Raw genomic sequence first — 11,320 nt, forward strand, 5'->3', positions numbered from 1 at the left:
CCCTCACCCCCACCCTCGCCCCCTGGAGGGGTTCCATGGCTCAGTCCACCACCACACCCGGTCCCGGCTCCGGTCCCGACGCCCTGTGGGGCGATCCGATGGGGACGCGTGACCGGGTGATCGTCGGCATCTTCGTCGGCGTCCCGTTCCTGGCCGTCATCGCCTCCGTCATCGTCCTGTGGGGCTGGGGCGTCACCTGGCACGACCTGGTCATCGGCGCCGTGTTCTACGTGTTCATCACGCACGGCGTCACGGTCGGCTACCACCGGCTGTTCACCCACAAGTCGTTCAAGGCGAACCGGCCGCTGAAGATCACGCTGGCGGTGATCGGCTCCATGGCCATCCAGGGCGACGTCATCACCTGGGTCGCGGACCACCGCCGCCACCACCAGTTCGCGGACCAGCCGGGCGACCCGCACTCGCCGTGGCGGTTCGGCACGTCCGTGCCCGCGCTGATCAAGGGCATGGTGTGGGCGCACATCGGCTGGACGTTCAACAACGAGAAGACCAACGAGCGGCACTACGCGCCCGATCTGCTCGCCGACCGCGACCTGATCCTCATCCGGAACCTGCAACTGCCCCTCGTGCTCTTCTCCTTCGGCGCCCCCGCCGTCATCGGCGGACTGTGGGGCGAGGGCACCTGGGACAGCGGCGCGGCCTGGTCGGCGTTCTTCTGGGCCGGACTGGTCCGCATCGGGCTGATCCACCACATCACCTGGTCGATCAACTCCATCTGCCACATGGCGGGTGAGCGGCCGTTCAAGTCCCGCGACAAGTCCGGCAACGTGTGGTGGCTGGCGCCCTTCTCCGGCGGCGAGGCCTGGCACAACCTCCACCATGCCGACCCCACCTCCGCCCGCCACGGCGTGCTGCGCGGGCAGGTCGACTCCAGCGCCCGCCTGATCCAGCTCTTCGAGAAGCTCGGCTGGGTGACGGACGTGCGGTGGCCGGACGAACGCCGCCTCGCCGCCAAGTCGGCGGAGCCGAAGTCCCCGGCGGAGCCCAAGTCCCCGGCGGACAACGGCGATCGGTGAGCCGGCGCGGGGGTGGCCCCGCGGGTGAACGCTGTGGTGCGGGCCGTGCCCGGTGTGCGAGGCTCGTGCCATGGACGAGGACGTCGACGCGGCGCTGCGTTCGTCGGGCACGCTCGATGAGTTGATCGACGAGCGACGCCAACTGGCCCTGCTCCTGGACCGGATGGCGCTGCTGCGCCGGATCGCGGAGGCGGCGCGCGGGACCGGCGGCGTGGACGTCGGCCTGGTCGGGGATCCCGGCCGCGGCGACGAGGTCGTGCTGCGCGGGCTGGCGGGCGTGGAGGGCGAGAGCCTGCGGGACCTGGTGGTGCCGCGCGGCCTGGGCCTGGGCGGCAAGGCCGCCGCCCTGCTGCGGCCGGTGTGGGTGCAGGACTACGTGCTCAGCGGCACGATCACGCACGACTTCGACGCGCCGGTCTCCGCCGAGGGGTTGCGGGCGCTGCTGGCGCTGCCGATGCGCTTCGGCGGGCAGTTCACCGGCGTGCTCTACGTGGGGCTGCGGCGGCCGGCCCGGTTCGGCGACGACGCCATCACCCGGCTCCAGGAGATCGCGGACGACGGCGCGGAGCGGCTCTACGTCTCGGAGCGGCTGGAGGAGCGCACGGACGCGGCGGTGGCCGCCGAGCGCGGGCGCATAGCGGCGGGGCTGCACGACTCGGTGGGCGCCATGCTGTTCACCGCCGGTGCCGAACTGCGGGACCTGCGGACCGATCCGGGCCTGAGCCCGGAGGTGACGGCGCGGCTGCGGAGCGTGGAGCGGCGGATAGCGGAGGCGGCCTCCCTGTTCCGGGAGTCGCTGGCCGGGCTGGACGAGACCGCTCCGCGCCAGGAGCTGCACGCCACGCTGGTCGCGGACTGCAAGGCGTTCGGGGCGCGGACCGGGATCCTGGCCCGCTGCGTGGTGGTGACGCCCGCGCCGGAGCTGGACGCCGGGCGGCGCGCCGCGCTGGTGGCGGTGGCGCGGGAGGCGCTGCTGAACGTGGAGAAGCACGCGCGGGCGTCGTCGGTGGTGGTGAGCCTGGCCGGTGTCGACGGCGGCGTCAGCCTGGCCGTCGCGGACGACGGCGTCGGCTGGAGCGACACCGGGCCCGACCCGGCCTGGTCCTCCGGGCGGGGCCTGCCGACGGCCCGGGAGCGGCTGGAGCGGCTGGGCGGCTCGCTGTCCGTGGTCTCCGACGAGGAGGGCGGCCTCACGGTGCGGGCGTGGCTGCCGTGAGCACGCGCGAGACGCCGCTGCGGCTGCTCGTCGTGGACGACCACCCGGTGGTGGCGGGCGGCGTGCAGCTCCTGCTGCGCCCGGACCCGACGATCGTGATCGCGGGCACGGCCCGCTCCGGGCGCGAGGCGCTGCGGGTGGCGACCGAGGTCGAGCCGGACGTGGTGCTGCTGGACCTGCGGCTGCCGGACATGCTCGGCACCGAGGCGATCGGCGCCCTGCGGGCGCGGGTGCCGGGCGTGCGGATCGTGCTGTTCACCGCGTACGCCGAGCACGCGGCGCTCCCGGCGGCGCTCGCGGGCGGCGCGGACGGCTGTCTGCTGAAGGACTCCTCGATCACCGACCTGGCGTCGGCCCTGCACCGGATCGCGAGCGGCGTGCGGGTGGTCGACCCACGGCTCGGCAACGACACGGCCGGCCGGGTGGCCGAGGCCCTGGCCCGCACCGGGCTGACGCCCCGCGAGTACGAGGTGCTGCGATGGGTGGCGGTGGGCCGCACCAACCCGGAGATCGCCGAACAACTCGGGCTGAAGCGGAACACGGTGAAGGCGTACCTCCAGAGCGCGATGGCGAAACTCGGCGCCCACAACCGCGTCGAGGCGGTCGCCCGCGCCGGCCAGGAGCAGCTGCTGTAAGGACCCGGCGGGCCGGGTCAGTTGACCTGGCGGTCGTGGCCGGCCCAGTACGGCTGGCGGAGCTTGTACTTCTGGAGCTTGCCGGTCGCGGTGCGGGCCAGTTCGAGGCGGAACTCCACGGAGGTGGGCGCCTTGAACCCGGCGAGCCGCCGTTTGCAGTGGGCGATCAGGTCGTCCTCGGTGACCGCGAAGCCCGGCTTGAGGACCACCAGGGCCTTGACCGTCTCGCCCCACTTCTCGTCCGGCACCCCGATCACCGCCGCCTCGGCCACGGCCGGGTGCGCGAACAGCACGTCCTCGACCTCGATGGACGAGACGTTCTCGCCGCCGCTGATGATGACGTCCTTCTTGCGGTCGCTGATGGTGAGATAGCCCTCCTCGTCGATCGTCCCGCCGTCGCCGGTGTGGAACCAGCCGTCCGCCAGGGCCGTTTCGGTGGCCTCCGGCTGCTGCCAGTACCCGCGCAGCACCACGTTGGAGCGGGCCAGGACCTCGCCGGAGTCGGAGGTGGTCAGGGTGACGCCCAGCGCGGGCGTGCCGGCGCGGACCAGCTTCTCGGCGCGGGCCTCGACGTCGAGGCCGTCCCACTCGGCGCGGCTGCGGTTGATCGTCAGCAGCGGCGACGTCTCGGTGAGGCCGTAGATCTGGATGAACTCCCAGCCCAGTTCGTACTCGACGCGCGCGATGGTGGTGGTGGGCGGCGGGGCGCCGGCGACGATGACGCGCACCCGGTCGCGGCCCGGGATCTCGCCCTCCCACTCGCGGGCGGCGGCGAGCACGGCGTTGACGACGGCCGGGGCCGCGCACATCACGGTCACCCCGTGGTCCGCGACCCGGCGCAGGATCTCGGTGCCGTCGATCCTGCGCAGCACCACCTGCTTGACGCCGAGGCCGGTCATGGCGAACGGCATGCCCCAGCCGTTGGCGTGGAACATCGGCAGCGTGTGCAGGTAGACGTCGCGGTCGGTGACCCCGGCGTGCAGGGCGAACGTGACGGCGTTGACCCAGGAGTTGCGGTGGGTGATCTCCACGCCCTTGGGGCGGGCGGTGGTGCCGCTCGTGTAGTTGATGGTGGCCAGCGCGTTCTCGTCGGCGTCCCACGGCATCGGGGCCACGCCGAACCGGTACAGCTCGGCGTCGGCCTCGGCACCGAGGGTGAACCGGTGCTTCACGGGCAACCCGGCCAGCGGCCGGGCCAGTTCGGGATCGACCAGCAGCACGTCGGCGCCGGAGTGCTCCACGATGTAGGCGATCTCGTCCGGCCTGAGGCGGAAGTTGACCGGGACCAGCACCCTGCCGTACCCGGCCACGCCGAAGAAGGAGGCCAGCAGCCGGGCGCTGTTGTGCGAGACGACCGCGACCCGCGCGCCGTGCCCGACGCCGAGCGCGTCCAGCCCGGCGGCCTGTGCGGCGGCCAGCTCGCCGAGGCGGGCGTACGTGAGGTCGCCCCAGGACTCGGCGGGCTGCGCGGGCTCGTCCACCACCCCCGTGCGCGCGCCGTACACGGTGACGGCGCGATCAAGAAAATCGCGGACACTGAACGGCACGAACATGTCGGCCTCCGTCTTCTGTGGCTCTTGGGGTTGTTGCCGTGCGCTTATCGGGCCATGAACGGGCGGTGGCGAACACCCCCAAATGGGTGGGGCGCGGAAGCAAGGTGTTCGGCATTGCCGAACAATGTTTCCGAACTGTACGCTCGCCTCGCTTCCCGGGACCAGGTCTGGGTCGGACACTCTGGAGGAGAAGATGGCGGAGGCACGCGAGCACACCTTCACCGGCGCGGGCGGTGGCGAGATCGTCGTACGGGAGTGGCCGCGGGAGCAGCCCCGTTTCGTCGCCCTCCTCGTCCACGGCTACGGCGAGCACATCGGGCGCTACGAGCACGTGGCGGACCTCCTGGTGGCGCACGGCGCCGCCGTGTACGGGCCCGACCACATGGGGCACGGGAAGTCGGCGGGTGAGCGGGTGCTGATCGAGGACTACGAGGCCGTGGTCACCGACGTGCACACCGTCGCGGGGCGCGCCCGCGCGGACCACCCGGACGTTCCCGTGGTGCTGATCGGCCACTCGATGGGCGGCCTGATCGCCACGCGCTACGCCCAGCGGTACGGGCGGGAGCTGGCCGCCCTGGTGCTCTCCGGCCCGCTCGTCGGCTCGTGGGCCGCGCTGGACGCGCTGCTCGCGCTGCCCGAGATGCCGGACGTCCCGATCGACCCGACCGCCCTGTCCCGCGACCCCGCGGTGGGCGAGGCGTACGCCGCCGACCCGCTGGTGTGGCACGGCAGGTTCAAGCGGCCCACGCTGGAGGCGATCCGGCGGGCGTTCGCGACGATCGGCGCCGGCGGCGACCTGGGCAGGCTCCCCGTGCTGTGGATGCACGGCGACGCCGACCGCATCGTCCCGATCACCGGCACCCGCCCCGGCATCGAGGCGATCCGCGGCACGGACCTGACCGAGATCGTCTACCCGGGCGCCGAGCACGAGATCTTCAACGAGACGAACAAGGACGAGGTCCTCACCGACACCCTCCGCTTCATCGACCGCGCCCTGACGACGACGGCCTGACGACGACGGCTCGGGGCGGGCGGACCGAGGCGGGCGGACCGGCCTCGGCGGCCGGTGGGACGACCGGGTCGGGACCGCCCCTGTCCCCACCCATCGGCCCCCCGGAAGCGGCCCGGCCGGACGGCAGCGAGCACGTGGCGCCGCCCCGGCCCGTCCGGGCGCGGCGTCCGGCTCAGCCCTTCACGACGCCGATCGGGACCAGGCGGGCCACCTTCCGGCACAGGCCCGCCTCCTCGCTCGCCGCCACCACCTCGTCGATGTCCTTGTACGCGCCGGGGGCCTCCTCCGCCAGACCGCGGGCGGTCGAGCCGCGGACGGCGACGCCCGCGGCCTCCAGTTCCGCGCGCAGTCGTCCGCCGTGGACCTCGCGGGCCGCGCTGTGGCGGCTGCGCACCCGGCCCGCGCCGTGGCACGTGGAGTGCCACGCGTGGCCGCCGTCCGGGCGGCCGGCGAGGACGTACGAGGCGGTGCCCATCGTGCCGGGGATCAGCACCGGCTGGCCGGTGCCGGCCAGGTCCGGCGGCAGGTCCGCGTGTCCCGGCGGCAGCGCGCGCGTGGCGCCCTTGCGGTGGACGCACAGCCGGCGCCGGGCGCCGTCCACCGCGTGCGTCTCGATCTTGGCCAGGTTGTGCGAGATGTCGTACACCAGGTCCAGTTCCGTGCCCCCGGCGTGCCGCGCGAACGCCCGCCGGGTCGCCTCGGCCAGCAACTGCCGGTTCGCACGGGCGTAGTTGGCCGCCGCCGCCATCGCCGCCAGATACGCCGTGCCCTCCGGGGAGCCGACCGGCACGCAGGCGAGCTGCCGGTCCGGCACCCGGATGCCGTAGCGCGGCATGGCCGCGTCCATCGTCCGGACGTGGTCGGTGCAGATCTGGTGGCCCAGCCCGCGCGAGCCGCAGTGGATCATCACGCACACCTGCCGTTCCCGCAGCCCCATCGCGCGGGCGGCGTCCTCGTCGTAGACGGCGTCCACGGCCTGCACCTCCAGGAAGTGGTTGCCCGAGCCGAGGCTGCCCAGCTGGCCGAGGCCGCGTTCCAGCGCCCGGTGGCTCAGCTCGTCCGCCGCGGCGGCGCCGGGCAGCGCGCCGCCGTCCTCGCAGCGCGCGAGGTCGCGCTCCACCCCGTGGCCGCTGCCGACCGCGTACCGCGCGCCCCCGGCCAGCACCCGCGCCAGCTCCCGGCGCCCCAGGTGCCAGACCGCGCCGCGGCCCGCGCCGCGCGGGATGGTCCGGCCCAGGGCGTCCATCACCTCGTGCAGGCGGGGCGCCAGTTCGTCACGGTCGCAGCGGGCGGCCAGCAGCCGGACGCCGCAGGAGATGTCGAAGCCGACGCCGCCCGGCGAGACGACTCCCCCCGCGTCGACGTCGGTCGCCGCGACGCCGCCGATGGGGAAGCCGTAGCCCCAGTGCACGTCGGGCATGGCGTACGAGGCGCCGACGATGCCCGGCAGCGCGGCCACGTTCACCACCTGGTCCAGCGCCTGGTCGCCGGCGACGGACGGCAGCAGCGCGGGGCTGGCGAAGACGACACCGGGCACGCGCATCCCCTCCCGCCGCGGGATGCCGTAGCGGCAGGGGCCCTCCTCGATCAGCTCCAGCTCCACGACCGTCTCCTCTCCGCGCCGGTTCTCCGCGTCTGTTCTCCGCGCCGGTTCTCCGCGTCGCCGGGTGCGCCGTGCGCCGCGTCAGACGTCCAGCGTCACCGAGCACCGCCAGTCGCCGTCCGGCCCGGGGCCGAAGGCGAGCCCGTGCAGGGTCACGGCCTTGGGCACGGCCCCGACCAGCGGCAGCGCGCTCACGTCCGCCGTCCGCCAGACGGCCCGCACGCCGCCGGGCACGGCCTCGGCCCTGACGTCGAGGGGGACCTCCCCCGCCGCGTCGAGCCGGTAGACGACTTCGTCCATCAGCCCGGTGAGGAGATCCGCGTCGTCGTCGGCGCGCACGGTCGTCTCCCACGGACGCCCGTCACCGCGCGCCGCGCCGGACACGTCCGCGAACGCCTCCACGACGCCGCGCACCGCCTCGGCCAGGCACTCCTCACGCGTCGGCGCCCACGCCTCGACCCGCAGGTCGGCGGTGTGGGGAACGCCCCGGTGTCCTGATCGCCGCTCTTCCACCCCTCCATGGTCGGCCGGAGGGACAGAACGCGCGAACCGGCACGGAACAGGCGGAGAACGGACACTGGACCCGATGAGACTCTTCGCCGCCGTCGTCCCGCCCGCCCCGGCCCTGGCCGAGCTGGCCGCCGCCGTGCGGGCGCTGCACGGCCTGCCGGGCGCGGACCTGTTGCGCTGGACCGACCCGGCGGGCTGGCACCTGGCGCTCGCGTTCTACGGCGAGGTGCCGGATGCGGCGCTGCCCGCGCTGCGCGCCCGCCTGGCGCGCGGCGCCGCCCGCCACCCGGCGCCCGAGCTGCGGCTGGCGGGCGGCGGCCGGTTCGCGGACCGGGTGCTGTGGGCGGGCGTCACGGGCGGGACGGACGTGCTGCGGCGGCTGGCGGGAACGGCCTCGGCCGCCGCCCGCCGCGCGGGCGTCCCCATGCCGGAGAGCCGCCCGTACCACCCGCACGTGACCCTGGCGCGGGGTGGCCGGACGCGCGTCGGGCTCGGGCCGTTCGCGGCGGCGCTCGGGGAGTTCGCGGGCGGCGCGTGGACGGCGTCCGCGTTCCACCTGGTCCGCAGCCATCTGCCGGTGGCGGGTGAGGCGGGCGAGCGCCCGCGTTACGAGACGGTGGACTCCTGGGCACTGGCGGGCGGTGGCGACGACGGTGACGGCACCGCGCCGGGCGGATGCTCGGCCAGCCAGCGCTGAAGCTCCCCGTGCCGGAACTGGTACGCCGGGCCGGACAGCCGCATCAGCCCGGCCTCGCACGCCCAGTCCAGGAAGGCGCCCAGCCGCAGCGGCAGCAGCCCGTCGCGCCGGGCGCACAGCGTGAACACGGCGTAGCGGCGGCCGGCGGCGCCGAGCGTCAGGGCCATCCCGATGCCCCAGGACACGCCCTCCGCCATGCCGTAGGCCCACCCGCCCCGGTCGGCGAAGAGGATCCCGGCACCGCCGCCGAAGCACAGGCCGCCCAGCAGCCCCCGGAAGGCGTCGTCCAGTACGCCGTCCCGGGGACTCGCGGCCCGGGGCGGCGGGCCCACGAGGCCGGTCAGGAAGCCCGAACCGAGCACCAGCACGCCCGCGAGCGCGGCCCCGAGGCCCAGCCCGAGCGCGAGCCCGGCCCAGCGGTCCGCCTCCGCGTACCCGTAGAAGAGCCCGTAGCCCAGCCCGAGCGCGACCGACGCCGCGGCGCCGGCGACCGCCCGGCCGCGCCGGTGCGGCACGCTCAGCAGCAGCCGCAGGTGCAGGACGAACGGCGGGTTCACGTTCTCGTGGACGACCGTCCAGGAGGTGAAGAGCGCCGAGGTGAGGACCATGAGCAGGGCGGCTGCGGTCCGGTCCGGGGTCGGGGCCAGCAGGGCGAACGGAGTGCCGAGCGCGCAGAGGGCGGTGGCCACCCGGCCGTCCGCGACGCACACCCGTTTCCGGCCGGGCAGCGGCCACAGCCGGTGCAGCTGGATGTCGGGGTGTCCCTCGTCGTCCATCTGGCGGGCGAGCCGGTGCAGCCAGGCGTGGACGCGTTCGGCCGGGTAGCCGGGGCGTGCGCGCAGGCGGGTGGCGGCCGGGACGTAACGGGCCAGCAGGTGCGCGTCGAGCGCGGCGGGGGTGGCGAACCCGAGCAGTCCGGCCGGGTCGCCGCCGGCCTCGTAGACGGTGGCGGTCAGGCACAGCCGCCACGGGGTGGACAGGAAACGGGCGAGCGTTCCGTCCGGCTCGTCGCGCAGCGCCCGCAGCAGCGGCTCCCAGCGGGCGGGGTCCTTCGCCCGGTCGGTGAGGTAGGCGCGGGCGTCGTCGGGCGCGACGGGGGCGATCTCGACGCGGGTGGCGTCGCGGAGCGGCCCGTCGCGCAGGACCTCGTAGTGGCCCGTGCGGCAGAGCAGGATCACCGGGGCGGCCTGGAGGCCGTCCTGGTAGTCGTTGAGCGCCGACAGCACCGCGCGGGCGCGGGGTGCGGCCGGGTCGGGCGTGCCGTCGGGGAGCGGCGGGTCCATTTCGTCCAGACCGTCCAGCACCGGCAGGATCCGGCGCTCGTCGACCAGTTCGCGGGCGTGGGCGGGCGACAGGCCGAACGCCCTGATCAGGCGGTCGGTCAGGTGGCCGCGCAGCGGCTCGTCCGTGTCCCACCCGGACAGCGGCAGCCGCACCGGGACCGGCTCGTACGGCAGCCGGGGGGCGGCCTCGCCGGGGGGCCGGATGAGGGCGATCATCAGGTCCAGCGCCAGGACGGTCTTGCCCGCGCCGGGGGCCCCGGTGATGAGAAGGCGGCGAGGGGTGATGCGGCGGTAGTAGGCGGCGATGTCGGGAACGGTCTCGCGGGCGGCGACCTGCCTGCCCCGCTCGGCGGCGTTCCCCGCGTTGCGGCCGGGCTCGGGCAGGTAGGTGTAGGCGAGGTCGATGGGCTTGAGGTCGCCGCCGACCAGCCGTTTCCACTCGCGTTCCTCCTGGGCCAGGACCTGCCGGGCGAGGGCCTGGGCGCGTCTGTCGAGGGGTGTCTGCGCGACGTGGGTGTGCGTGTGGGTGTGGACGGAATCGATGGACCAGGCGGCGACGGAGCCGTCCCGCGCGCTGATGACGGCACCGCCGGGGAACGGGAGCGGCCCGTCGAGCAGTTCGTCCAGCCGCCGGGCGAACGCCGCGTCGCGCGCCAGCGCTTCCCCGACGGCGCGAACGAGGCTCCGCCGGGCCTCCTCCCCGCTCGCCACGCGCCGCAGCGCGGGCTCCCCCGCCAGCCGCTCCGCGACGAGCTCGTACACCCGCCCCACGGCCGGCTCCCCACCGTCACCGCCACCCTCACCGCCCCGTCCCGCCGCCAGCCACGCGACGACACAGGCGACGGCTCTCTCCGCACTCCCGACACCGCTCAACGAACGCCCCCTCGGCAGCCGCTTGCCCCCAACTCCCCACCGGGGGACGGAGTATGCCACGGCAGCGCGTGCGCGGGAGGGCGTTTGCGGCGATACCGGCCGGTCGCCGGGGTCGAGGACCGGGGCCGGTTCCGTCGGCCGGACGCCCGGCTCCTGACTCCGGGCCAACGGTGCTGGTCCGGGTGGGTGATCATCGGGGACGGGGTCGTACCGGCGTGGGGGCTGGGGTCGTTGAAGGCGTCATGCCGCGTATGCGTCCTGTTCTGGTGGCCGTTGTCCTGTCCGTGCTCGGGACGTCGGCCGGATGTGTCACGACCGGGGCGGCGGGGACCGGGGCCGAGCCGCCGCCCGCCGCGCCGCGTACGGCGGAGGCGGAACCGTCACCGTCGCAGGAGCCGTTCACGGAGGGCCTGACCGAGCCGTCGCCGTCCGGCTCCGCCACCGGCCGGGCGTCGTCCCCGGCCCCGCGCGGGGCGGCCCCCGCGCCGGTTGCCCCGGCCTCGCCCTCGCCCTCGCCGTCACCGTCGCCGTCGCCGTCCAGCGGGACCCCGGAGGCGTGCGAGCTGGGCGCCGAGCTGGGATACCTCGACGACGAGGAGCTGAGGTCGATGTGCGGCGCGATGTTCGGGGGGGCCTGATCCCGGGGTCCGTGACGGACCGGGCACAGCCGGGCACAGCCGGGCACGCCCCGTGGCCGCTGTTTCGCGGCGGGAGCCGTGGGGCACCCGGGGCGGGAACCCCGTCCGACTACGGAGGCGTGTCCACGATGACCACTCCACGACCCGATCCCGTCCCGCCGACCCCGACGCCGCCGCCGGATCCCGGCGGCCCCGAGCCCGGCCCGGTGCCCGGTCCCCGGCCGGGCCCGACGCCCGCGCCGCCGCCGTCGCCCGGCCCACCGCCG

At 75.3% G+C, this 11,320-nt stretch carries 10 protein-coding genes; 6 read left to right on the forward strand and 4 right to left on the reverse strand.

Features of this window, described 5'->3' with window-relative positions; translation table 11 throughout:
• Positions 1–35 precede the first annotated feature (35 nt).
• From ACSNOC_RS24920 to ACSNOC_RS24930, 3 genes are all read left to right on the forward strand, one after another.
• On the forward strand, positions 36–1,034 hold the full coding sequence (locus ACSNOC_RS24920) for an acyl-CoA desaturase (RefSeq protein WP_436749824.1): 999 nt from the start codon (positions 36–38) through the stop codon (positions 1,032–1,034).
• A 70-nt stretch (positions 1,035–1,104) separates the two neighbouring features.
• A complete protein-coding gene (locus ACSNOC_RS24925) occupies positions 1,105–2,250 on the forward strand; it encodes a GAF domain-containing sensor histidine kinase (RefSeq protein WP_436749815.1) in 1,146 nt (381 codons plus the stop codon).
• On the forward strand, positions 2,238–2,885 hold the full coding sequence (locus tag ACSNOC_RS24930) for a response regulator (protein WP_436749816.1): 648 nt from the start codon (positions 2,238–2,240) through the stop codon (positions 2,883–2,885). The genes ACSNOC_RS24925 and ACSNOC_RS24930 overlap by 13 nt, the downstream gene beginning before the upstream one ends.
• 17 nt (positions 2,886–2,902) lie before the next feature.
• Here the strand turns inward: ACSNOC_RS24930 and ACSNOC_RS24935 are convergent, their stop codons facing one another.
• Positions 2,903–4,438 carry an AMP-binding protein gene (locus ACSNOC_RS24935; RefSeq protein ID WP_436749817.1) on the reverse strand — a complete coding sequence of 512 codons (1,536 nt, stop codon included), beginning with the start codon at positions 4,436–4,438 and terminating at the stop codon, positions 2,903–2,905.
• Positions 4,439–4,631: 193 nt separating this feature from the next.
• On the opposite strand from ACSNOC_RS24935, the gene ACSNOC_RS24940 reads away from it, so the two are divergent.
• Positions 4,632–5,450, forward strand: a complete 819-nt coding sequence (locus ACSNOC_RS24940) for a lysophospholipase (protein ID WP_436749818.1) — start codon at positions 4,632–4,634, stop codon at positions 5,448–5,450.
• Positions 5,451–5,622: 172 nt separating this feature from the next.
• Here the strand turns inward: ACSNOC_RS24940 and ACSNOC_RS24945 are convergent, their stop codons facing one another.
• Both ACSNOC_RS24945 and ACSNOC_RS24950 read right to left on the reverse strand, forming a co-directional pair.
• Entirely contained in the window at positions 5,623–7,053 is a 1,431-nt protein-coding gene (locus ACSNOC_RS24945; protein WP_436749819.1) for an RtcB family protein, read from the reverse strand.
• An 81-nt stretch (positions 7,054–7,134) separates the two neighbouring features.
• Positions 7,135–7,566 carry an archease gene (locus tag ACSNOC_RS24950; protein WP_436749820.1) on the reverse strand — a complete coding sequence of 144 codons (432 nt, stop codon included), beginning with the start codon at positions 7,564–7,566 and terminating at the stop codon, positions 7,135–7,137.
• A gap of 73 nt (positions 7,567–7,639) precedes the next feature.
• On the opposite strand from ACSNOC_RS24950, the gene thpR reads away from it, so the two are divergent.
• The gene (gene thpR, locus ACSNOC_RS24955; RefSeq protein WP_436749821.1) at positions 7,640–8,260 is read left to right on the forward strand and encodes an RNA 2',3'-cyclic phosphodiesterase; all 621 of its coding nucleotides are present in this window, start codon (positions 7,640–7,642) and stop codon (positions 8,258–8,260) included.
• Here the strand turns inward: thpR and ACSNOC_RS24960 are convergent.
• Positions 8,170–10,314, reverse strand: coding sequence for an NACHT domain-containing protein (locus ACSNOC_RS24960; RefSeq protein WP_436749822.1), 2,145 nt, complete (start codon positions 10,312–10,314; stop codon positions 8,170–8,172). The genes thpR and ACSNOC_RS24960 overlap by 91 nt on opposite strands.
• 353 nt (positions 10,315–10,667) lie before the next feature.
• On the opposite strand from ACSNOC_RS24960, the gene ACSNOC_RS24965 reads away from it, so the two are divergent.
• On the forward strand, positions 10,668–11,054 hold the full coding sequence (locus ACSNOC_RS24965) for a hypothetical protein (RefSeq protein ID WP_436749823.1): 387 nt from the start codon (positions 10,668–10,670) through the stop codon (positions 11,052–11,054).
• Positions 11,055–11,320: the final 266 nt, after the last annotated feature.

It is taken from the genome of Streptomyces sp. URMC 129, assembly GCF_051386415.1.
GTDB lineage: Bacteria > Actinomycetota > Actinomycetes > Streptomycetales > Streptomycetaceae > Streptomyces.